This window comes from Hansschlegelia zhihuaiae (assembly GCF_004103825.1).
GTDB lineage: Bacteria > Pseudomonadota > Alphaproteobacteria > Rhizobiales > Methylopilaceae > Methylopila > Methylopila zhihuaiae.
In genome coordinates, this window is record NZ_RYFI01000018.1 from 12,200 (window position 1) to 33,916 (window position 21,717).

The window sequence follows — 21,717 nt, forward strand, 5'->3', positions numbered from 1 at the left end:
GCGGACGCGCCGAAGCGCGCCCGCAAGCCCTCACGCCGCGGGAAGGGCTTTGAGAACCTTGATGGCGTTGGTGTCGTAGGGCGATCCGCCGACCCGCTTGGTGCAGTAGAACAGCACGTAGCCCTTGCGGGTGTACGGGTCGCGCAGCACCCGCATGTCGATCCGGTCGACGATGAGATAGCCGCGGTTGAAGTCGCCGAAGGCGATCGGGAATGTCCCGTTCGCGACGTCCGGCATGTTCTCGTCGATCTCGACCGGATAGCCCAGCAGCGTGGAGGGCTGGCTGCGCTCGACGCTCTGCCGCCACACGTAGTTGCCGTCCGCGTCCTTGATCTTGCTGATGATCCCGGCCGTTTTCGAGTTCATCAGCCAGGTCGCGTTGGCCCTGTACCCGGCCTTGAGCGTATAGACGAGGTCGATCAACTGATCGCACGAGGTCGGCTTGCCCGTTTCCGTGTCCAACTGCAGGGAGACGAATTCGATCTTGCCCCACGCTCGAACGTCGTCGCTCTCCGCGACCAGAGGCACGCTCAGGAAGCCGAGCGGCTTCGACACGCCGTCGCCTGTGATGAACGCGGCGTTCTCCTTCTCGTTGAAGGTGATCCGCACATCCTCCTGGAGCACGTTGAGGACGTCGAACGCCGAGTCGTCGAGCAGCTGCTGCGTCACAGCCGGCTGCGCGTACACTTCATTGGTCGGGACGGAGAGCATCCCCCACTTCGGGGCGTCGGTCTCCGGACGGTCGTCATGCTCGGTCACCCAGCCGGCCGACAGCCCGCCCTTGTTGACCGGGATCTTGAACTCCGCAGCCCTGGACGTCGCGAGGCGCGAGATCCGGCGCATCGCGCTGCCGTTGCGCAGGAACGTCATGATCTCGCGCGCCACCTCCTCGGGCACGAGATAGCCGCCGTCGACCTCGCTGCTGACCTGCAGCGGCGCGGCGAACTCGCTGTCCGCCACGGCCGTGAGGGCGCGGTGGTCCCCCGTCCGCATGAAGGCGAGCATCACCCCGCGATCGCGATCAAGGCGCCCCGCCCGATCCTCGTCAGTCGCCATCTGCGAGAGCGCCACAGGCCGGCCATCGACGATACGCATCGGTCCCTGACGCCGGCCGACGCCAGGGATCACCCGCCGGTCGCGCTCGTCGAGCTGGCGGCGAAGGTCGTCGATCGTGTCATTCGCTCGGCCGAGCGCCTCGGTCGTCGCCTGCGTGTTCTCCTCGAACGCGGCGGCCAGTTCCTCGAAAGAGCCGCTGCCGGCCAGCGGAGTGGCAGCGAAGGTCACGCGCGGAAGGGAAGTCGAAGTCATCGGGAATGCTCCTTCATGGCGGCCGTGGCCGCGCGGACGCGAGCGGCGAGTGCTTTCGCGCGAGCCGCCTGGTCGGACAGAGGGGATCGGCGCGCATCGACCGCCGGCCATCCGCCGGCGGCGAGCTGCGTCGCCATGGTTTTCGAGAAGCCGACGCCGCGCAGCATCCGGTTGAAGTCGCGCTGCGTCGCGACGCTGGAAGCCGAGAGCAGCTGAGCCCTCGGGTCGGCCCCGACGGGGACCAGCGACACCTCGTGAAGGTCGATTTCAAGGACCGTCGCCGACTTCACGGCGTCCCGATTGTGACGCACGTCACGGGTCTGGAAGCCGATCGACAGGCCCGTGATGTCGCGAGCCTCGATCTGCTCGAACACCTCGGAACCCCAACGCGACTTGAGATTGATCTGGCCGGCAAGCCTCAGACCGTAGGAGTCGACGCTCATCTCGCTCCAGCGGCCGACGACGCGGTCGCTCTGATGGCCCAGCAACATCGCGGGCATCGTTCCGCGCTCCCGATGCTCCCGGATGGTCGCGTCGAGGGCGTGGGGGTCGATGATGAGATTGGCGCGGTTCGGGCTGGGCGTGAACGTCACCCCGTAGCCCGAGATTCTGCCGTCTCGCGGCTTGGTCGCGCTGACGTCGAGCGCGAGGACCGGCCCGACGTGAAGTCCTGAGAAATCGAGTTGCTGATCGCTCATCGGCCACCTTTGGCGAAGCAAAACCCAGCGGGCGGCATGATGGCCGCCACGTAGAGCCTTGACCGAGCATCCCGCCCGCGCCGAAGGAGCCTCGAACCGCGCGCCCCAGCATCCCGCCGGCGGCGCTCCTCAGTTCGATGAGCAGGTGAAGCGTAAGTCCGTCTCGAGTGATTTGACAAGAGGCCTCGTCGGCCTCCCGAAACCCTTGACCCCGCAGCCCCACTCGTCAGCAGGTCGCCGCCGGGGGCGGGTTCGGTTCGTTCGATGGCCAGAGATTCACCGGCGAAGCGACCCGCGGCCTGGTGAGCAAGCACATCGTTCGCGACAGAAACGATGTCCGGCCGGCGAGCGCCGGCGGCCTCGACGCGTCGCCCGACGCACGGTCTCTCCCGTGCGCCAAGGTGGCCTAAGACTATGATCGATAAAAAAAATCTCGCGCTGAGTTTCGCGGCGGTTTTCGTTGCATTGACCCACCGGTCCGGGGCTGAAGGGTCCGAACTTTTGACCCGCCCCCCGCGGGGGCGGCCACCGACCTTGCGAGGGTTGCGAGGGTTCGCGAGGGTTCCCGTCAAACCCTCGCGGCCGAAATTCATATTATATATTAGATACTTATAAACATCTTGCGAGGGTTGCGAGGGTTTATAGACATGCACATAAGAGATTTCAGAAGTCATCCGCCTCTCCAATCGCTGTGTACGCGTGGGTGCGTAAACCCTCGCAACCCTCGCAAGCTCCTCAATCCTGAGGCCAGAACCCTCGCGCAAACCCTCGCCGAACCCTCGCAACCCTCGTCGCGCGAGGGTTGCGAGTACGGGGAACTATTCATGGTGGGTTGCGGGTTGGCGGGGCGGCGGACCTGGAAACTGTCGGCCGACCCGATGAGGCAATGCCTGGTCGCGGCGCGCGGTGGCAGGCTCCGCGGTCCTTACCGGCCGCCAGGACGATCAGCCGAATCGGACATTTCAGCGAACGCCCAATAGCTGTGTCCCTAACGCCGGGAGGCGAAAGCCTGCCCCGCACCCCGCGGCCTTGAGAGGGCCGCGGGGTGCAACCCTCGCGGCCAAACCCGTATCGATCGAAGGGAGAGGTCAGCAACATTCACGCGGCCCCTTTGAGGGTGCATCGCGTTTTGCAGTCGGCTTCAGAGAGCGTTGATCTTCTAAGGCGTCAGTTCTTGGCGTTTGTCAGAAGAACGCCTGATTTCCCAAAGGCCTAGTCGAAACTACGAATCTGGGGGTCAGAGGTTCGAATCCTTTCGGGCGCGCCAGAATTGCCTCCGGTTCGAACAAGACCGCGTATTTGGGCGCTTCGCGAGAGCCCCAAGGCCGACTTGGGCTCGGGCGAACTCGAAAGATCGACTCAGCTCTGCGGTTTGAACCGAGGACGACGACGATCCGTAGCGGATCGAAGCCGTCCGCCACGCCGAGCGCCCACCTTTTCAGCCCGCAAGGCTCTTGCGGCGGGTCACCTCCGGGCGTCGGCGAGCGCGCGATATTCGCCGACCTGCCAGAGCAGGATCGCCGGAACGCCGATCGCCAGGTCGCGGCCGCGCTTCAGCAGCGAGAGCGCCACGGCGGTCGCCGGCGGCAGGCCGAACAGCGGCCCGATCAGCACATAGGCGGCCTCCTGGATGCCGATCGCGCCGGGCACCGCGAAGGCGACGCTGCGCAGCGTGAAGATCAGCGCTTCGATCGTCATCACCCCCCAGAACGGCGTGTCCGCGCCCATGAAGACGAGCGCGATCCACGCTCCGGCGGCGCTCGCGATCCACGCCAGGAGATTGAAGACGAAGGCGGCGAGGACGCGGCGGGGTCGTCGATAGACGGCGTCGAGCTGTTCACGCACCGCCGTCATGACCGCCTCCGATCCCGGCAGCAGTCTCGCGCCGAGCGCGCCGGCGAGCTGGAGCATCGGGCGCTGGGCGAAGGCGAACGACGCCGCGAGCGCCGCGAGCGCCGCCAATCCGCCGGCGGCCATGGGAGCGATGTTCGCCTGAACGGCGCTGTCCGTCACCACCAGCAGCAGCAGCGCCGCGACGCCCGCCAGACTGAACAGCAGTTGCGAGGCCATCTCGGTCGTCAGGTCCACGATCATCGAGGCGTAGATGACCCGGTCGGAAATGCCGCGCGCCGCGAGCGTGCGGACCCCAACCGCGATCCCGCCGAGGTGCGAGAACGGCAGCACATCGGTCGCGGCCTCGCGCGCCGTGCGCGCCCAGACGAAGAGCGGCAGGCGCGCAAGCGGCTCGTCCGGCGCGACGACGAGCCACGCCATGCCGAGCAGCGTCAGAACGCCTCCCGACCAGAGGATGAACACCACCATGCCGATCCAGCCGATCGACGCCATCGCGTCGAGCACTTGCCGGCCCCCGACCGCGCCGATCGTCCAGGCGGCGATCGCGAAGCCGATCACGGTCGCAAGCAGCAGCAGGGCGCGGCCGTATCGCCTCACGGGAGATCCCCGAAGCGCGCCAGCGCCATGCCCTGCTCGGCGACCACATCGCGGAGGGCCATGAGCGCGGCGAGTTCGTCCGCATAGCGATAGCCCGGCGCGTGGCCCGGCCATGCGTCCGCGACGGCAGGATGGACGTAGATCTCGGTCACGCCGTCCGGCAGCGCCGCCAGCAGGCGTCTCAGCCGCTCCGCATGCATCGCGCCGCTCCAAGCGAGGCCGAACACCTGATCGGGAACGATCACGCCGGCGCGGCGGAAGCGTGCGGCGAGAAGGCGCGCCCACAGGATCGCCGGATCCCGCCGCGCCGTCACGCCAGGCTCCGCCGCCGCGAGCACGGCGCGCGGCTCGACCGGCGCGCGGGCGGCGCGCATGCCGTATCGCCTGCCGATCCTCAGGATCAGAGACGCGATGACGGGGTGGAGATGGAAATGCTTGTGCGCGTTGACGTGGTCGAGCGGCAGGCCGTTCGCCGAAAAGGCCGCGAACTGCGCTTCGATCTCGTTCGCGAGCTGGCGGCGCGCGGCGGGTCTGACTGTCACGCCGATCGCCGCCCGCAACATGTCGCCGCGGAACCGGCCCGAGGAATCGACGAGATGCGAAACCTGTTCCGGCGGCAGCGTCGGGCGGCCCTCCACCAGCACGAGATGGAGCCCGACCCCGAGAGACGGCAGCCGGCGCGCGCGCTCGACGGCGTCATCTGCGGCGGGCCCGGCGACCATCAGGCTCGCCGCGGTCAGCACGCCGTCGCGATGCGCCCGCTCGACCGCCTCGTTGACCGCGACGTCCGCGCCGAAATCATCGGCGGTGACGATAAGGGTCTTCACCCAGCGGCGTCCGCTTCCTTGCGCCGCCGCAGAAAGTCGAAGAACTCGACGCCTTCGCGCAGGCGCCGCTTCATCATGTCCCAGTCGCGCAGCATCTCGGAGACGATCGACCAGATCTTCGACGGCCTGAAATAGAACCGCTTATAGAACTCCTCGACCTTGTGGTAGATGACGGCCGCCGGCAGGTGCGGATAGCTCAGCTGCGCGATCTGGTCGCCGCCGTCGGTCAGGAGGTGATCGCCGCCGTCGAACCAGCCGTTCTCGGTCGCCTGCCGGTAGAGGAACGTGCCCGGATAAGGCGCGGCCAGCGACACCTGAATGGTGTGGGGGTCGATGTCCTTGGCGTACTCGATGGTTTCTTCGATCGTCTCCTCGGTCTCGCCCGGGAGGCCGAGGATGAAGGTGCCGTGGATGACGATGCCGAGCGCGTGGCAATCCTTGGTGAAGCGGCGCGCCACGTCGGTGCGCATGCCCTTCTTGATGTTGTGCAGGATCTGCTGGTTGCCGCTCTCGTAGCCGACGAGCAGCAGGCGCAGGCCGTTGTCCTTCATCACCTTCAGCGTCTTGTACGGGACGTTGGCCTTGGCGTTGCAGGACCAGACGACTCCGAGCCTGCCGAGCTCGACGGCCAGCTCCTCGACGCGCGGCAGGTTGTCGGTGAGCGTGTCGTCGTCGAAGAAGATCTCCTTCACCTCCGGCATCTCGGCCTGCACGTATTTCACCTCTTCGATCACGTGGGCGATCGACCGGGTGCGGTAGTTGTGGCCGCCCACGGTCTGGGGCCAGAGGCAGAAGGTGCAGCGGCTCTTGCAGCCGCGCCCGGTGTAGAACGATACGTAAGGGTGCAGCAGGTAGCCGCCGAAATACTTCTCGAGCTGCAGGTCGCGCTTGTAGACCGGCGCGACGAAGGGCAGCAGATCCATGTTCTCCAGCACCGGACGATCGGCGTTGTGGACGATCTCGCCGGCTTCGTTGCGGTAGCTGATCCCGGCGATGTCCGGCAGCGGAAGCCCCATCGCGACGTCGAGGATCGTGAAGTCGAACTCGTTGCGCGCGACGAAATCCACCGCCGGCGCCGCCTCGAGCGACGTCTGCGGCTCGACCGCCACCTTCGCGCCGATCATGCCGATGACGAGCTTCGGATTGCGCGCCTTGAGCAGCTCGGCGGTGCGGACGTCCTGCCGGAACGACGGCGTCGAGGTGTGCAGGATGACGAGGTCGCGCTCGTCGGCCTCATGGCTGATGTCGTCCCAGCCGAGGCCGTGCGCCGGGGCGTCGATCAGCTTCGAGCCTTCGACCAGGGCCGCGGGCTGCGCGAGCCAGGTCGGATACCAGAACGACTTGACCTCGCGCTTCATCTGGTAGCGCGCGCCGGCGCCGCCGTCATAACCGTCGAAGGAGGGCGCCTGGAGGAACAGGGTCCGCATCATGATGTCTGGTCCCGACGGTTCTCGAGGCGACCTGCAGCGTCCACGGCGAAGGTCGCGCCGCGCCATTCAACTGAACCCCTGAAGAATGTCCAGACGAACACGGCGAAGGAAAGGAGGTCACGCGCCGGGATCCAGCGCAGCGGCGCGGCGCGCGCGGCCGCCCGCCGGTCGACCAGCAGCGCGATCGTCAGCCGGGCCGCGAGCGCCGCGCCGATCGCCGCCAAGGACAGCGGCGTGAATCCCAGAAAGGCCGCCCCGACGAGCGCGGTCGGAAAGGGATGCAGAACGACGCTGCCGGCGAAGCCGGCCTTGTCGAGGCGCTGGATCGTGAGGCTCCAGCGCAGCTCCTGCCGGAGCAGCGCCTTCAGGCTGGTTTCGGCGCAGGCATGGGTCAGCAGCAGGTCGGCCAGGACGACCTCTTCGCCTCGGGCCCGGACGGCCGCGCCGATCGCATAGTCGTCGGCGAGACGGTCGGAGAACGCCGCAAATCCGCCGATCGCCTCGAGCGTCCGCGCTCGGAGCGCGATGGTCGATCCCATGCATGGGCTGGCGAGGCCGAGAGCCGTGCCGAGCAGGACGCTCGGCAGGAAGTGGGCGTTGATCCCCATCGCGGCGAGCCGCGACCATCCCCCGGCGTCGCCGCGCCCGCGGTAGAGGCAGGTGACCGCCCCCACGCCCGGCGCGTCGAGCGCCGCCGTCACGCGCGCCAGATAGTCGCGGCCGACGGCCATGTCGCTGTCGCTCACGATCAGAACGGCGTGGCGGGCCTTGGCAGCCATGTTGACGAGGTTGGAGATCTTGGCGTTCGCGCCGTGGATCGTAGGATCGACCACCAGCGTGATGTCGGCCTGCGGGCGCGCCTCGCGCAAGGCTTGCACGACGGCGATCGCCGGGTCGGAGGCGCTCTGGACGCCGCAGACGAGCTGAACCGGACCGTCATGATTCTGGTCTAGGAAGCTCGCCAGATTGGCGAGCAGCTCCGGCTCCGCGCCGTGCAGCGGCTTCAGGATGGTCACAGCGTCGGCGCGGATCGCCGCGGGGGATCGCGGCGCGAACCGAAAGAGGCGCGCCGCGGCGACCAGCAGGCACGCCGTTCCGGCCGCGGACAGCAACAGCAGGGCGTAGCCGGCATAGTCCATGACCGACCAATGCCCCAGTCGCGCAAGAAGGTCGATCTCTGCTTCTCGCGATACGGTGAGGCGTTTAGGGTCGATCGTCGTCATGGAGGAAACGCTGACCCGATCGTCCGACCTTGTCCTTCTGACGGGCGCGTCAGGCTTTGTCGGGGCGGCCGTCGCGCGCGCTTTGCTGCGGCGCGGCTACAAGGTGCGGGCGATGGCGCGCGCGTCGAGCCCAAGGACCAACCTCGCCGACCTCGACGCGGAGATCGTGGTCGGCGACTTGCTCGACCGCGCGTCGCTCGATCGCGCGATGGCGGGCGTCGCGCGCCTCTGCCATGTCGCCGCGGACTACCGCATCTGGGCGCCGGATCCCGAGGAGATCGTCCGCAACAACCTGGCCGGAACCCGTAACCTCATGGAGGCGGCGCTCGCGGCCGGCGTCGAGCGGATCGTCTACACCAGCAGCGTCGCGACGCTGCGACCGGACCCCGCGGGAGTCGCCGACGAAAGCCGACCCGCGGCGCCGGACCAGGCGGTCGGCGCTTACAAGAGAAGCAAGGTCGAGGCGGAGCGGATGGTCGAACGGATGGTCGCCGAGCGCGGCCTGCCCGCGGTGATCGTGCTGCCCTCCACGCCGATCGGGCCGCGCGACGTGCGGCCGACGCCGACCGGACGGATCGTCGTCGAGGCGGCGTCGGGACGGATGCCGGCCTTCGTCGAGAGCGGGCTCAACCTCGTCCATGTGGACGACGTCGCGGAAGGCCACGTGCTGGCGCTGGAGCGCGGCCGGATCGGCGAGCGCTACATCCTGGGCGGCCAGGACGTTTCGCTGCGCGCGATGCTGGCGACGATCGCGCGGCTCGCCGGGCGCCGGGCGCCGACGATCAGCCTGCCGCGCGCGCCGCTGTTTCCGCTCGCCTGGGTCAATGAGCGGATGGCGCGACTGACGGGCAGGGAGCCTTTCCTGACGCTCGACGGACTGCGCATGGCGGCGCATGCGATGTATTTTTCGAGCGCGAAAGCGCAGAACGAGCTCGGCTACAGCGCGCGGCCCTACGAAGCGGGGCTGAAAGACGCCATCGACTGGTTCCGGCGCGAGGGAATGATCGCGTGATCGACATCGCGACGGCGGCCGGGAGCACGACCGCGGGGAAGCTCGCATCCGGCAAGGACCACCGACAGGAGAATTTCCCGGTCGCCTCGATTGTGCTGAAGCGCGAGCAGCGGGCGCCCATCATGGCGTTCTACCGGTTCGCGCGGGCCGCCGATGACGTCGCCGACAATCCGACGGCGAGCGCCGCGGAGCGGCTGTCCGTGCTCGCCGCGATGCGATCGACGCTGGCCGGAGAGAGCGACGAAAGCGAGGAGGCGCGCGCCCTGCGCGCCGTTCTGACCGAGCGCGGGCTGACGCCGCGCCACGGCCTCGACCTGCTCACCGCGTTCGAGCGCGACTGCACGGTCGCCCGCTACCGGACATGGGACGACCTGATCGGCTACTGCCGGCATTCGGCCATGCCGGCCGGGCGCTATGTGCTCGACGTCCATGGCGAATCCCAGGCGACCTGGCCGGCCTCGGACGCGCTGTGCGCGGCGCTGCAGATCATCAATCACCTTCAGGACTGCGCGAAGGATTTCCGCGCGCTCGATCGGGTCTATCTGCCGCTCGAGATGCTGGCCGAGAACGGGGCGGAGGTCGGCGATCTCGGGGGCCCCGCGGCGACGCCGGGATTGCGGGCGACCATCGAACAGATGGCGACGCGAACCGACGATCTTCTGGGCCAATCCGCAAGCTTCGCCGCGCAGATCCGCGACCGGCGGCTCTCCGTGGAGGTCGCGATCATCCACCGTCTCGCGACGAGCCTGACGGCGCGACTGAAGACGCGCGATCCACTCTCGCAACGGGTGCATCATCGCCGGCGCGAAGCGCTCTGGCTCGCGGCGACCGCCGGGCTGTCGCGCCTGGCGGGCCGGTCATGACCGCCAAGGCGGCCCCGGCCTCGCTGCAGGCGCAGGTCTCGGGGAGCTCGTTCTATGCCGGGATGCGCGTGCTGCCCAAGGCCGAGCGCGAGGCGATGTACGCGGTCTACGCCTTCTGCCGCGCGGTCGACGACATCGCCGATGACGCGACCGGCGATCGCGCCGGGCGCGCCGCAGCGCTCGACGCGTGGCGCGACGATATCGAGGCGCTCTATGCCGGGCGCGATCCGGGCAAGGCGGCGTTCCTCGCCGAGGCGGTCGCGCACTTCGGGCTCGACAAGGCCGATTTCCTCACCGTGATCGACGGCATGGCGATGGACGTCGCGGGCGACATCCGCTGGCCGCCCTTCGCGACGCTCGATCTCTACTGCGACCGGGTCGCGTCGGCGGTCGGGCGGCTTTCGGTCCGGGTTTTCGGGATGGACCGCGCCATTGGCGTCGCGCTCGCGCGCCATCTCGGCCGGGCGCTGCAGCTCACCAACATCCTGCGCGACATCGACGAGGACGCCGCGATCGGCCGGGTCTATCTCGCGGCCGAGCACCTTCAGTCCGCCGGAATCGCCTTGACGACGCCGCTCCATGTCGTCAGAGACCCGCGGCTCGACGCCGCCTGCCGCGAACTGGCGGCGGTCGCCCATACCCACTATCGGGCGGCCGGCGCGATTCTCGCGAAACGGCCGCGCGGCCATCTGATCGCGCCGCGGTTGATGGCCGCGGTCTACGCCAAGCTCCTGCGCCGGATGGAGGCCGTCGGCTGGGCGCCGCCCCGAATCCCGGTCAAGGTCAACAAGGCGGCGCTGATCTTCACGCTCATGCGCCTGAGCCTGCTTCGTTGAAGAGGCGCGCTTGGGTCATCGGCGCGGGTCTTGCGGGCTTGTCGGCCGCGGTCGAGCTCACGCAGGCCGGCTTCGCGGTCGAGGCGGCGGAGGCCGCCGCGCAGGCCGGCGGACGCTGCCGCAGCCACCACGATCCGAAGCTCGGCCGCGTCATCGACAACGGCAACCATCTGGTCCTGTCCGGCAACGAGGCGGTGGCGCGGTATCTGGCGACGATCGGCGCGAGCGACCGGCTGAGCGGACCGGACGCGGCGGCGTTCCCGTTCGTGGATCGCGCGAGCGGCGCGCGCTGGACGTTCCGGCCGAACCAGGGGCGCTTGCCGTGGTGGATGTTGGCGCGCGACAGGCGGACGCCGGGAACGACGGCCCTGTCGCATGCGCGTTTCGTCTCGCTGATGACGGGCGCGCATGGGCAAACCGTCGCCGCGCGGGTCGACCCACAAGGGCCGGTCTGGGACAAGCTGCTGAGGCCGGTGCTGCTCGCCGCGCTCAACACCGCCCCCGAGGAAGCGTCGGCCGCGCTTACCGCGTCCGTGATCCGTGAGACGCTGGCGCGCGGCGGGCGGGCGATGCGGCCGATGATCGCCGAACCCAGCCTCGCCGCAGCCTTCGTCGACCCCGCGCTGGCGTGGCTCGCGGCGCGCGGCGTCGCGGTCGCGGTCGGCCGTCGGCTCAAATCGCTGACCATCGAGGGGGATCGCATCGCCGGGCTCGATTTCGGCGACGGCGGAAGACCAGTGGCGGCGAACGATGCGGTCGTCCTCGCGGTCCCGCCCTGGGTCGCCGCGGCGCTGCTCCCCGGCCTCACGGTTCCGGACGAGCACCGGGCGATTGTGAACGCGCATTTCGCGTATCGGCCGCCGGCGGAAGCGCCTCGGATGATCGGCGTCATCGGCGGCGACGCAGAATGGATCTTCGCGTTCGACGACCGGATCTCGGTGACGGTCAGCGCGGCCGACCGCCTGATCGACGTCGATCGCGAACAGCTCGCCCGGCGCTTCTGGGCCGACATCGCCGCGGTCCACGGCCTGCCCGTCGCCCTGCCGCCCTGGCAGATCGTCAAGGAGAAGCGCGCGACTTTCGCCGCGACGCCCGCGCAGGACGCCAGACGTCCGCCCGCCGCCACACGCTGGCGCAACCTCATTCTCGCCGGGGACTGGACCCAGACCGGGCTGCCCGCCACCATCGAGGGCGCGCTCCGCTCGGGCGCGACCGCCGCCCGCTTGGCGGCGGCGCTTCGCGTCGTGTAGGCGTCGGTCATGGATTTCGTCCTCGAAACGTCCGACATCATCAGCGAGGCGGACCGATGCGCGAACCGCGCCGCGGAGGCGATGAGAGCGGCGCAGCGCGAGGACGGCCACTGGGTGTTCGAGCTCGAGGCCGACGCCACGATCCCGGCCGAATTCGTGCTGCTCAAGCACTTCCTGGGGGAGCCGCGCGACGCGGCGCTCGAGGCCAAGATCGGCGTCTATCTGCGCCGCATCCAGGGCGACCATGGCGGCTGGCCGCTGTTTCACGGCGGCGCGCTCGACGTCAGCGCGAGCGTGAAGGCCTATTTCGCCCTCAAGGTGATCGGCGACGACGTCGACGCGCCCCACATGGCGCGCGCCAGGGCCGCGATCCTGGCCGCCGGCGGCGCCGAGGCGGTGAACGTCTTCACCCGCATCCAGCTCGCGCTGTTCGCGGCCGGCCCCTGGGACGCGGTCCCCATGCTGCCCGTCGAACTCATCCTGCTGCCGCGCTGGTTCCCGGTGCATCTTTCGAAAATGTCCTACTGGTCGCGCGCCGTGATCGTGCCGCTGCTCGTGCTCGGCGCGCTGAAGCCGGTGGCGCGGGATCGGTCGGTTCGGGTCGACGAGCTGTTCACCGGCAGGCGGACGTCGCCAACCAGCAAGGCCGCGGGCGCGAAGCCCTTGTGGGGCGCGCTGTTCAACGGACTCGACGCCGTCTTGAAGCGGGTCGAGCCGTTCTTCCCCAAGACGCTCCGCCAGCGCGCGATCGACGCCTGCGTCGCCTTCGTGGTCGAGCGGCTCAATGGCGTCGACGGGCTCGGAGCGGTCTATCCGGCGATGGCGAACTGCGTGATGATGTTCGCCTGCCTCGATTACCCGGAAGATCACCCGCACCGGGCGGCGGCGCGCGAGTCCCTCGAGCGGCTGCTCGTGATCGGCGAGGACGAGGCTTACTGCCAGCCCTGCGTCTCGCCGGTCTGGGACACCGCTCTCGCCGCCCACGCCATGATGGAGGCGGGCGACGACGCCTCCGCCCGAGCCGCGCTCGACTGGCTGAAGCCGCTGCAGGTGCTCGATCTGAAGGGCGACTGGGCGGAGAGGCGGCCGGGCGTCCGGCCGGGCGGCTGGGCCTTCCAGTACAACAACGCGCACTACCCCGATCTCGACGACACCGCCGTCGTCGTCATGGCGATGGACCGGGCGAAAGGCCGGAGCGGCGGAGCCTATGACGAGGCGATCGCGCGCGGCGCGGAGTGGACGGCGGGCCTGCAGAGCCGCGACGGCGGCTGGGGCGCGTTCGACGCCGACAACAGCCACCATTACCTCAACAACATCCCGTTCGCCGATCACGGCGCGCTGCTCGATCCGCCGACCAGCGACGTGACGGCGCGGTGCCTCTCCATGCTGGCCCAGCTCGGCGAGCGGGACACGCCCCGCGTGAAGGCGGCGCTGGCGTTCCTCGAGAAGGAGCAGATGCCGGATGGCAGCTGGTTCGGCCGCTGGGGGGTGAACTACATCTACGGGACCTGGTCGGCGCTGTGCGCGCTGAACGCCGCGGGGGTGGACCCGGCGTCGCCCATGGTGCGCAGAGCGGTCGACTGGCTGGTCTCGATCCAGAACGACGACGGCGGCTGGGGCGAGGACTGCGAAAGCTATGCGCTCGACTATGCCGGATATGCGCCGGCGCCGTCGACCGCGTCCCAGACGGGATGGGCGCTGCTCGGCTTGATGGCCGCCGGCGCGGTGCGCGAGCCGGCGGTGGAGCGGGGGGTTCGCCACCTCGTCGCGACACAGGGCGCCGACGGGTTCTGGCGGCAGGACTTCCACACCGGCGGCGGCTTCCCGCGCGTGTTCTACCTGCGCTACCACGGCTATCCGAAGTATTTCCCGCTCTGGGCGCTGGCGCGCTATCGCAATCTCGTGCGCTCGAACGGCTCCTCCGTGGCGTTCGGGATGTGACGATCCTGGTCGCCTGCGGATTGCGGCGCGAAGCCCGCATGATGAGAGGGCGCGGCCTCGTTCCCGTCGTCGGCGGCGGCAGGGCGACCGCGCTCGAGGACGAGCTGGAGCGCCGCGTCACGCGGTTCGCGCCGGTCGCCGCGATCCTGTCCAGCGGCCTCGCCGGAGCGCTCGACCCGTCCCTGAAGCCCGGCGACGTCGTCGTCGGACATCTGGTCGCCTCGGCGGATGGAGGAAGCTCCATTCTGGAGAGGATCAGGGCTCTCCTCCCGCAGGCGCGGGTCGGCCCGATCGTCGGCAGCGACGTGATCGTGGCCACGGTCGAGGAGAAGCGCGCGCTTCACGCCCGCACCGGCGCCGTCGCGATCGACATGGAGTCCCACATAGCCGCCCGCGTCGCCGCTCGCCACGGCCTGCCGTTCGCGGCGCTGCGGACGATCTCCGACGGCGCGGACCAAGAGCTGCCGACCGCGGCGCTTGTCGGGCTGCGGCCCGACGGGCGGATGGCGGTCGGCGCCGTTCTGGCGTCGCTCGCGCGCGATCCGGCGCAGCTGTCGGCTCTCATGGGCGCCGCGATCGGCGCCGAACGCGCGTTCCGGGCGCTACTCCGCAGCCACGACGTGCTTGCCCGCGCGGGGATTGGCGGCGCGGATCCGGGCCAGCTCCCGCTCGACATGTGAGGCGTGGACGTCTTCGGCCGGCCTCTGGTTCGCCAGGCTGACATCGGGCGCCATCGGCCCGTCCGTCCGCACGCCCTTGCGGCTGACGCTCAGCATCTTGAGCGGGTGACGGAGCGAGTCGGCGGCGGCCGTTCCCTCGAACCCGCAATGGACCATGCAGTCGGCGCATTTCTCGTACTTGCCGACGCCGTACTGGCTCCAATCGGTGCCGTCCATCAGCTCCGCGAATGTCGAGACGTAGCCTTCGCCGACCAGGTAACACGGCTTCTGCCAGCCGAAGACGGTGCGCAGCGGCATGGACCAGGGCGTGCACTCATAGGTCTGGTTGCCCGCGAGGAAGTCGAGGAACAATGGCGAGTTGGTGAAGCTCCAGGCCTTGCCGCCGCGTCCGCGCTTGAACAGGTCGCGGAAAAACTGACGCGTCTTCTGGCGGCTCAGGAAATGCTCCTGATCGGGCGCGCGCTCATAGGCGTATCCCGGCGAGATCGTGATCTCGACGCCCATCTCCTGCATCTTGTCGAAGAAGCCGGCGAGCCGCTCGGGGCTCGCGCCGTCGAACACGGTGCAATTGATCTGGACGCGGAAGCCCTTCGCCTTCGCGATCTCGATCGCCTCATAGGCGACCTCGTAGACACCCGCGCGGCAGACGGAGTGATCGTGCATCGCCTTGTCGCCGTCGAGGTGGATTGACCAGGCGAAACCGGGGTCGGGCTTGTAGTCGTCGATCTTTTTCTTCAGCAGCAGCGCGTTGGTGCAAAGGATCACGAATTTCTTCTTGGCGAGGAAGCCCTTCACGATCCGCGGCATGTCCCGGTGCAGCAGCGGTTCGCCGCCCGCGATCGACACCGCGGGCGCCCCGCATTCGTCGATCGCCTCCATGCACTGCTCGTAACTGAGCCGCTGATTGAGGATCGGATCGGGATAGTCGATCTTGCCGCAACCGGCGCAGGCGAGATTGCAGCGCAGCAACGGCTCCAGCATCAGCACCAGCGGATATTTGCCGCCCTTGAGGTGCTGCCGGACGGCGTAACCGCCAATGCGCATCATCTGAGGGAGGGGAAGACCCATAGATATCGTCCTGTCGTTCCGGCCTATGCCCGCGCGAGCGGCATGGAAGGCGTTCTCAGCTCGCGCGGCAGGGCGAACTCCAGTTTTTCCTCGACGCCGTCGAGTTGGGAGACCTCGACCGGACAAAACCTGCGCAACGCGGCGATCACGTCCTCGACCAGCTCGTCCGGCGCCGAGGCGCCCGCGGTGACGCCGACCACATCGACGCCGTCGAACCAGGACGGATCGAGCGCGTCGCCATTCGCGACCAGGTGGCTCGGCAGGCCGGCGTCGAGGCCGATCTCGCGCAGACGCCTCGAGTTGGAGCTGTTGTCCGAACCGACGACCAGCAGGAGTTCGGCGACCCTGCAGAGATCGCGCACCGCAGTCTGGCGGTTTTGCGTCGCGTAGCAGATTTCGGAGACGTCGGGCCCGAGCACGTCGTCGAACCGCTCGTTGAGCGCCGCGATGATCTCGCGCGTGTCGTCGACGCTCAAGGTCGTCTGGGTGATGTAGGCGATCGGCGTGTCCACGGCGATGTCGAGCGCCGCCACGTCGTCAACCGACTGGACAAGGCGGATCGGGACGCCGACCTGACCGATCGTGCCTTCGACCTCGGCATGGCCCTCATGCCCGATCAGCACGAGCGCGCGCCCGGTCGCGCCGTAGCGCCGGCCCTGGAGATGCACCTTGGTGACGAGCGGGCATGTCGCGTCGAGCACCGGCAGGCCGCGCGCTTTGGCCTCTTCCTCGACGCGGCGGGCCACGCCGTGGGCGCTGAACACCGTCATCGCCCCGGTCGGGATTTCGGAGAGTTCGTCGACGAACACAGCGCCTTTGCGGCGCAAGGTGTTCACGACATGACGGTTGTGGACGATTTCGTGCCGCACATAGACGGGGGCGCCGTATTTCTCGAGCGCGCGCTCGACGATCTCGATGGCTCGTACGACCCCGGCGCAGAACCCGCGTGGTTTGGCGAGAATGACTTGCAACAGCAGTCTCCCTGGCAATCCCGGCGGAGTGGCGAAGCGGCGCTTGTGATCACCGAATGCGGCTCTTTCAAATAGCCGTGAGCGCCACTTTAGGCACGCTACCACACGATCAGAAGACACCAAACGCGCAAGCGGAGAGATGCGTCGCAGCGCGTGGACGCGCTCATTTCTGAACGGCGCGTTTCGAATGGTCGCGGGGCGGACCGAGCAGAGCCGGCTCGAAGATCAGCGCGCAGACGAGCGTCCAGGCGAGCGAGATCATCAGGATCTTGCCCATGCTGGCGGTCCCGGGATGCTGCGACAGCCACAGGCTCCCGAAAGCGCTTCCCGTCGCCAAGGCGCTGAACAGCACCGCGCGCGCGAGGCTCGACTGGAGCAGATCGGTCGCGCCGCCGCGCCACGCCATGACGAAGTAGATGTGGAACGCGACCCCGACGCCGAACAGCAGCGGAAAGGCGATGATGTTGGCGAAGTTGATCGGCTGGCCGATCAGCACGCAGGTCGCGAGCGTCAGGAATCCGGACAGCACCACCGGCGCAAGCGTGAAGGCCACTTCGCGAACGTCCCGCAAGACCACGAACAACAGCACGCTGACGAAGGCGAGGGCGAGCGCGCCGGCCTGCACGAACGCCCGCGCGACCGTATTGGCCGCCCCTTGCGTCGCGACCGGAAGACCGCTCGCGTCCGGCGCGATCGCGAGGCTCGCTTCGGTGAAGCGGGCGAGGACCCGGTTGTCGTTGCTGTCGCCGCGCGGAAACGCCTGCACGAGAGCGCGGCCGTCCTCGGCGACCCAATCCCGCGCGATCTCGGGCGGCAGTGAGGAACGCGTCACCGGCTCAGCCTGGAGCGATGCGCGCATCTGGGCGAGCGTCGTCTCGAGCGGCTCGATCAGCATTGCGGCTGCGCGCGCGCGTTCCGCAGGCGCCGCCTGAGCCAGTTTGTTGAATGTCTGCGCAAGCGCCTGCGCCTCGGTCGCGGGCTGAGCGGCGCGCGACGCGACCGTGCTCAGTCTGACCGCCGTGGCCTGCAGCGCGCCGACGGTCTCGGCGTCGCTCGGCGGAGCAGCTCGCTCGGGCGGGTTGATCGTCGAATCCAGCTTGAGCGCCGCCTCCCTAATTTGCGCGAGCTTCGCGGGCTGGTCGGAGGGCACGAAACTGTCGATCGTCACCACCGCGGCCACTTCGGGCAGCGCCGAGAGACGCTCCGCCACGGCGGCCGCCTTGTCGGCGTCCGCCGCCAGCAGATTGACGGTGTTGGGCGTGCGGAGCGGGTCCTGCATCAGATCGGTGAGCGCCTGCATGGCCGGGCCGTCGGGGTTGCGCAAATGCAGCGGGTTGAAGTCGAAACGGACGAGCGGCAGCAGCGCGACGCTCCCTGCCAACGACAGCGCGAACGCCCAGAGCACCGCCGCCCGGTTGCGGGCGAGCCAGCGATCGACGACCGCGGCCCTGGCGAAGCCGACCTCCCGGCGCGGGGCGCCGGGCTTCAGCAGCACGAGCAAGGCGGGCAGCAGGGTGACGCTCAGGAACAACGCGATCACCATGCCGAGCCCGGCGATGACCCCGAGTTCCGCAATGCCGATATAGGCGGTCGGAAGAAACGCCCCGAAGCCTAGAAACACCGCCCCCGCCGCGAGCGCGAGCGGCGCGCCGAGCGCCGCGGCCGCCCGCTCCACCGCCTCGCCGACGCCGGCCCCCTCGAGCCGTTCGGCGTTGAAGCGCACGCTGATCTGAATGCCGAAGTCTACCCCCAGCCCGACGAACAGCGGAATGAAGGCGACCGAAATCAGATTGAGGGTTCCGACCGCCAGCAAGCCGACCGCGGTGGTGATGACGAGGCCGGCGAGAATGGTCACGACGATCGCGGCGACGATCCGCGTCGATCTCGTCGCGAACCACAGAACGGCGAGCATCGCCGCCGCCATGACGAGCCCGACAAAGCCGATATTCTCCTGAAGCGTCGCGAACTCTTCGTCGGCGAGCGGCACTTCGCCGGTCACCCGGACCGTGACGCCGTGAGCGGGGTCGAGGCCGAGCGCCGCGGCGTGGGACGAGACCGCTTCGCTCGCCGCGTCGCCCGGCTCGAGAGATCCGTAATCGAGCCTCGGCTGGACCAGGATCAACCGGCGGCGCGGCGGCGCGGCGCCGCCGGCGAAGAGCTCCTGCCATGAAAAATAGGCGGGCTCGTCGCGCATCGACTGGTCGAGGCTTCGCCGCAGGGCTCCGATCGGCGCATCGAGCTGAGCGAGCGGAGTCACGCCGTATTCGACGCCCATCAGCATCGTCGAGATCGCCGTCGTCACTCCGCGGAGCGAAGGATCGCGCGCCAGCGGACCAAGCACCGGCTGCGCCTCGATCAGCGACGCGGCGCTCGCCTTCACCTCCTCGACAGATCCGAACAGCAACCCCTGGCGGTCGAAGAACGGGCCTCCGTCGCTGCGGCGCACGCGGCGGAAATGCTCCGTAGCGGCGCTCAACCGCTCGCTGAGCCGCGCGGCCGCGCTTTCGGCGCGTTCCGGGGTCGCGCCGTCGACGATCACCAGCATCGAGTCGGCGAGATGCGGAAACGCCGCCTCCACCGCCGCTTCGTTCCGCCGCCAATCGACGTCGAGCGAAATCAGCTCGGATGTGTCGGTCGTCATGCCGAAATTGCCGACGGCATAGAGGACCGCGCCGGCGACCGACGCGAGGCTGAGCAGCAGCACGACGACGGGGCGACGCACGCTCGCCGCGACCAGGCGGAGGATGGAGGCGGCGGTCATCCGATCAACGCGGCCCGTCGGCGCCCGGCGCCGTGGACGGGCGAGTCCCGCCGTCCGGTCAGAATCTTGTGCTGATAGCATTGGCGTCCGACGTCCCACACCAGGCGGTCGCGGGGCGTGTCGAACACATAGTGGATCGCTGTGGTGAGCTCGACCACGCCAAGCCCGGCGCCGAGATGCCCGCCAGTGACCGACACCGCCGAAATCACCTCCTGGCGCAGTTCGTCGGCCAATTGCCGAAGCTGCCGGGGCTTCAAGCGGCGGAGATCGTCGGGAGTCGGGACGAGGTCGAGCAGCGGGGTGGAAGAACCAAGGGTCATGAATGACGCGCCCGTGTCGGATACCGGACCCTAGTTCAGCCATCGCTAAGGTCGACGACTCTTTCGCGACGCATGTGCGCCGGTCGCTGGACAGATCGTCGCGCCGACCGCGCCAATGATCCGCGCGGCATATGTGTGCTCCGGCTCGTCCGGACGGCCGCGCCAAAAATCCCCGATCCGATAAAGCGCGAAAGCCTCAAGACCCGGAGACCACAGCGGGCGCCGCCTGCCGTTACGCCGCAAAAATCCCCGACGGCGTCGCGGCTTGCGCAGCTGGGCGTTGGGCGAAACGCTGAAGGACGTCGGTTGTGGCGTCGCGGTCGACGGGACGGCCGAACAGATAGCCCTGGGCGAGCTTGCAACCGAGCCGTTGCAGCTGGTCCGCCTGCTCGCGGCTCTCGACCCCTTCGGCCACGATCCGCATTCCGAGGCCCTTGGCCATTTCGAGAAGCGCCGTGACGATCACCTCGCCGGCGTCGCCCGTGGACACGCGGTCCACGAAGGACTTGTCGATTTTGATGATGTCCACGGGAAAGGTGAGGAGGTGGGTGAGGGACGCGAAGCCCGTCCCGAAATCGTCGAGCGCGACGAGCAGGCCCTCGGCGCGCAGCTCCTCCACCGCGCGGGCGACCTTGCGGTCGTTCTCGCCCATGTAGACGGACTCGGTCACCTCGAGGATGACGTGCTTGAGCGGGGCGTCGCAGCGGGCGAACGCGGCGGAGATGCGCTCGCGCAGATCGCCCTTCTGGAAATCCGCCATCGAGACGTTGACGCCGACATGCTGCAGCGGGATGCCGCGATCGAGCCAGTGCCTGATGTCGGCGGCGACCCGCCCCAGCATGCGGTCGGTGACGAGGCTGCCGATCGACAGGTCCTGCATCGCCTCCATGAACTGGGCCGCGGGCAAGAACTCGCCCTCTCGGGTCCGCACGCGACACAGCGCCTCGACGCCGATGATCTCCTGCGTGTCCAGCCGGACGACCGGCTGGTAGTGCGCCTCGACGCGATCCTCCGCGAGCGCGGCCGTGACGGTCTGCAGGATCTGGAACCGCCGCGCGATGGTGCTGGCGAGGTCCTCGCCATAGAGCACGAACCCGCCCCGCGCGATCTCCTTGGCGTGATAGAGCGCGAGATCGGCGCGCTGCCGAAGCGTCGCGATATCGCAGGGGTCCGACGCCCCTGAGGTCGCGCCGCCGCACGTGACCGCCGACGCGAGCGCATGCCCGTCGCACCGGACGGGCTCCCTCATGGCCGCCAGGATTCTGGCCGCCGTCGCCGGCAGGTCGACGTCCGCGCCCTCGACCAGCACGGCGAACTCGTCGCCGCCGACCCTGAAGGCCCGCCCCGCCGCGACGTTCTGGGCGATCCGCCGCCCGACCTCGCGGATCAGCTTGTCGCCCTTGGCGTGGCCGAGGGTGTCGTTGACGCGCTTGAGGTGGTCGACGTCGACGAACAGCAGGCCGAGACGGCCGCGCCCCGACTCATGCGCGGCGTCCAGCGTCCGGTTGAAATTCGCCCGGTTGCCGAGCTCGGTCAGCACGTCGAAATAAGCGAGCCGGTGGTTCTCGGCCCGGACCTCCTCGCGCTCGAGCAGGATCGAGCAGAGGTCCACGCATTCGGCGACGATCCGCTCCTCCTGCTCGTTTGGGCCGCGGGCTTCGGCGAAGTAGAAGCCGAACGTGCCGATCACGCGGCCGTCGCCGTGCAGGATCGGACTGGACCAGCAGGCCCTGACGCCGAGCGGATCGAGCCGTCTCGCCAGGTCCCCGTAGGACGCCCAGCGGGGATCGGTCGAGATGTCCCGGGTGACGATCGGCTTGCGCAGAAAGGCCGCCGTGCCGCAGGACCCTACGTCCGGGCCGATCACGATCCCGTCGAGCGCCGCGGAATAGTCGTCCGGAATGCTCGGACCCGCGAGAGGGTGCAGGAGGCCGGCGCGGTCGACGGTCAGGATGGAGCACAGGGCTCCGTCCGCCAGGCTCTCCGCCCGCCGGCAGATGTGCTCCGCCGTCTCCTCGACGGAGCGCCCGCGCGCGATCATCTCCAGAATGACCTGCTGAAACTGTTCCAGCACGCAG

Annotated in this window: 16 protein-coding genes and 1 pseudogene; 6 read left to right on the plus strand and 11 right to left on the minus strand. The window is 68.9% G+C overall.

Going from position 1 to position 21,717, the window contains the following annotated elements:
- Nucleotides 1-30: 30 nt before the first annotated feature.
- The 6 genes from EK403_RS17070 to hpnI form a co-directional block, all read right to left on the minus strand.
- Nucleotides 31-1,308 carry a phage major capsid protein gene (locus tag EK403_RS17070; protein ID WP_164919650.1) on the minus strand — a complete coding sequence of 426 codons (1,278 nt, stop codon included), beginning with the start codon at nucleotides 1,306-1,308 and terminating at the stop codon, nucleotides 31-33.
- Nucleotides 1,305-2,006 carry an HK97 family phage prohead protease gene (locus EK403_RS17075; protein WP_128778679.1) on the minus strand — a complete coding sequence of 234 codons (702 nt, stop codon included), beginning with the start codon at nucleotides 2,004-2,006 and terminating at the stop codon, nucleotides 1,305-1,307. The genes EK403_RS17070 and EK403_RS17075 overlap by 4 nt, the downstream gene beginning before the upstream one ends.
- A gap of 1,464 nt (nucleotides 2,007-3,470) precedes the next feature.
- Entirely contained in the window at nucleotides 3,471-4,457 is a 987-nt protein-coding gene (locus EK403_RS17080) for a lysylphosphatidylglycerol synthase domain-containing protein (RefSeq protein ID WP_206659571.1), read from the minus strand.
- Nucleotides 4,454-5,284 carry a hopanoid biosynthesis-associated protein HpnK gene (gene hpnK / locus EK403_RS17085; RefSeq protein ID WP_128778681.1) on the minus strand — a complete coding sequence of 277 codons (831 nt, stop codon included), beginning with the start codon at nucleotides 5,282-5,284 and terminating at the stop codon, nucleotides 4,454-4,456. The genes EK403_RS17080 and hpnK overlap by 4 nt, the downstream gene beginning before the upstream one ends.
- The gene (hpnJ, locus tag EK403_RS17090) at nucleotides 5,281-6,711 is read right to left on the minus strand and encodes a hopanoid biosynthesis associated radical SAM protein HpnJ (RefSeq protein WP_164919658.1); all 1,431 of its coding nucleotides are present in this window, start codon (nucleotides 6,709-6,711) and stop codon (nucleotides 5,281-5,283) included. Before hpnJ ends, hpnK begins: the two co-directional genes overlap by 4 nt.
- Nucleotides 6,711-7,937, minus strand: a complete 1,227-nt coding sequence (gene hpnI, locus EK403_RS17095; protein WP_206659572.1) for a bacteriohopanetetrol glucosamine biosynthesis glycosyltransferase HpnI — start codon at nucleotides 7,935-7,937, stop codon at nucleotides 6,711-6,713. Before hpnI ends, hpnJ begins: the two co-directional genes overlap by 1 nt.
- On the opposite strand from hpnI, the gene hpnA reads away from it, so the two are divergent.
- From hpnA to EK403_RS17125, 6 genes are read left to right on the plus strand one after another with little or no spacing between them, the layout of a single operon-like run.
- A complete protein-coding gene (gene hpnA, locus EK403_RS17100) occupies nucleotides 7,936-8,949 on the plus strand; it encodes a hopanoid-associated sugar epimerase (protein WP_128778683.1) in 1,014 nt (337 codons plus the stop codon). The two genes, hpnI and hpnA, sit on opposite strands and share 2 nt — an antisense overlap.
- The gene (gene hpnC, locus EK403_RS17105) at nucleotides 8,946-9,812 is read left to right on the plus strand and encodes a squalene synthase HpnC (RefSeq protein ID WP_206659573.1); all 867 of its coding nucleotides are present in this window, start codon (nucleotides 8,946-8,948) and stop codon (nucleotides 9,810-9,812) included. The genes hpnA and hpnC overlap by 4 nt, the downstream gene beginning before the upstream one ends.
- Complete coding sequence (gene hpnD / locus EK403_RS17110) at nucleotides 9,809-10,648, plus strand: presqualene diphosphate synthase HpnD (RefSeq protein ID WP_128778684.1); 840 nt, start codon at nucleotides 9,809-9,811, stop codon at nucleotides 10,646-10,648. Before hpnC ends, hpnD begins: the two co-directional genes overlap by 4 nt.
- Nucleotides 10,645-11,898: a hydroxysqualene dehydroxylase HpnE gene (hpnE, locus tag EK403_RS17115; protein WP_128778685.1), complete on the plus strand. Its 1,254-nt coding sequence runs from the start codon at nucleotides 10,645-10,647 to the stop codon at nucleotides 11,896-11,898. The genes hpnD and hpnE overlap by 4 nt, the downstream gene beginning before the upstream one ends.
- Nucleotides 11,899-11,907: 9 nt before the next feature.
- Nucleotides 11,908-13,839: a squalene--hopene cyclase gene (gene shc / locus EK403_RS17120; RefSeq protein WP_128778686.1), complete on the plus strand. Its 1,932-nt coding sequence runs from the start codon at nucleotides 11,908-11,910 to the stop codon at nucleotides 13,837-13,839.
- A gap of 38 nt (nucleotides 13,840-13,877) precedes the next feature.
- On the plus strand, nucleotides 13,878-14,519 hold the full coding sequence (locus EK403_RS17125) for a phosphorylase family protein (RefSeq protein ID WP_206659574.1): 642 nt from the start codon (nucleotides 13,878-13,880) through the stop codon (nucleotides 14,517-14,519).
- On the opposite strand, the gene hpnH is transcribed toward EK403_RS17125, so the two are convergent.
- From hpnH to EK403_RS17150, 5 genes and pseudogenes are all read right to left on the minus strand, one after another.
- Nucleotides 14,442-15,587, minus strand: a complete 1,146-nt coding sequence (gene hpnH / locus EK403_RS17130; RefSeq protein ID WP_128778688.1) for an adenosyl-hopene transferase HpnH — start codon at nucleotides 15,585-15,587, stop codon at nucleotides 14,442-14,444. The two genes, EK403_RS17125 and hpnH, sit on opposite strands and share 78 nt — an antisense overlap.
- Nucleotides 15,588-15,610: 23 nt before the next feature.
- Entirely contained in the window at nucleotides 15,611-16,558 is a 948-nt protein-coding gene (gene ispH / locus EK403_RS17135) for a 4-hydroxy-3-methylbut-2-enyl diphosphate reductase (RefSeq protein ID WP_245479759.1), read from the minus strand.
- Nucleotides 16,559-16,721: 163 nt separating this feature from the next.
- Nucleotides 16,722-19,319, minus strand: coding sequence for a hopanoid transporter HpnN (gene hpnN / locus EK403_RS17140; protein WP_128778689.1), 2,598 nt, complete (start codon nucleotides 19,317-19,319; stop codon nucleotides 16,722-16,724).
- Nucleotides 19,320-19,363: 44 nt separating this feature from the next.
- Nucleotides 19,364-19,639, minus strand: a pseudogene (locus EK403_RS17145) (1-deoxy-D-xylulose-5-phosphate synthase N-terminal domain-containing protein); the annotation flags it as partial.
- A 232-nt stretch (nucleotides 19,640-19,871) separates the two neighbouring features.
- Complete coding sequence (locus EK403_RS17150) at nucleotides 19,872-21,713, minus strand: putative bifunctional diguanylate cyclase/phosphodiesterase (protein WP_128778690.1); 1,842 nt, start codon at nucleotides 21,711-21,713, stop codon at nucleotides 19,872-19,874.
- Nucleotides 21,714-21,717 lie beyond the last annotated feature (4 nt).

What these genes read in the sequence shown, in the direction of transcription:
- EK403_RS17070 (WP_164919650.1), bottom strand. Translation starts at nt 1,308, where the DNA reads ATGACTTCGACTTCCCTTCCGCGCGTGACCTTCGCTGCCACTCCGCTG.
- EK403_RS17075 (WP_128778679.1), bottom strand. Translation starts at nt 2,006, where the DNA reads ATGAGCGATCAGCAACTCGATTTCTCAGGACTTCACGTCGGGCCGGTC.
- hpnJ (WP_164919658.1), bottom strand. Translation starts at nt 6,711, where the DNA reads ATGCGGACCCTGTTCCTCCAGGCGCCCTCCTTCGACGGTTATGACGGC.
- hpnA (WP_128778683.1), top strand. Translation starts at nt 7,936, where the DNA reads ATGGAGGAAACGCTGACCCGATCGTCCGACCTTGTCCTTCTGACGGGC.
- hpnI (WP_206659572.1), bottom strand. Translation starts at nt 7,937, where the DNA reads ATGACGACGATCGACCCTAAACGCCTCACCGTATCGCGAGAAGCAGAG.
- hpnD (WP_128778684.1), top strand. Translation starts at nt 9,809, where the DNA reads ATGACCGCCAAGGCGGCCCCGGCCTCGCTGCAGGCGCAGGTCTCGGGG.
- shc (WP_128778686.1), top strand. Translation starts at nt 11,908, where the DNA reads ATGGATTTCGTCCTCGAAACGTCCGACATCATCAGCGAGGCGGACCGA.
- EK403_RS17125 (WP_206659574.1), top strand. Translation starts at nt 13,878, where the DNA reads ATGATGAGAGGGCGCGGCCTCGTTCCCGTCGTCGGCGGCGGCAGGGCG.
- hpnH (WP_128778688.1), bottom strand. Translation starts at nt 15,587, where the DNA reads ATGGGTCTTCCCCTCCCTCAGATGATGCGCATTGGCGGTTACGCCGTC.
- hpnN (WP_128778689.1), bottom strand. Translation starts at nt 19,319, where the DNA reads ATGACCGCCGCCTCCATCCTCCGCCTGGTCGCGGCGAGCGTGCGTCGC.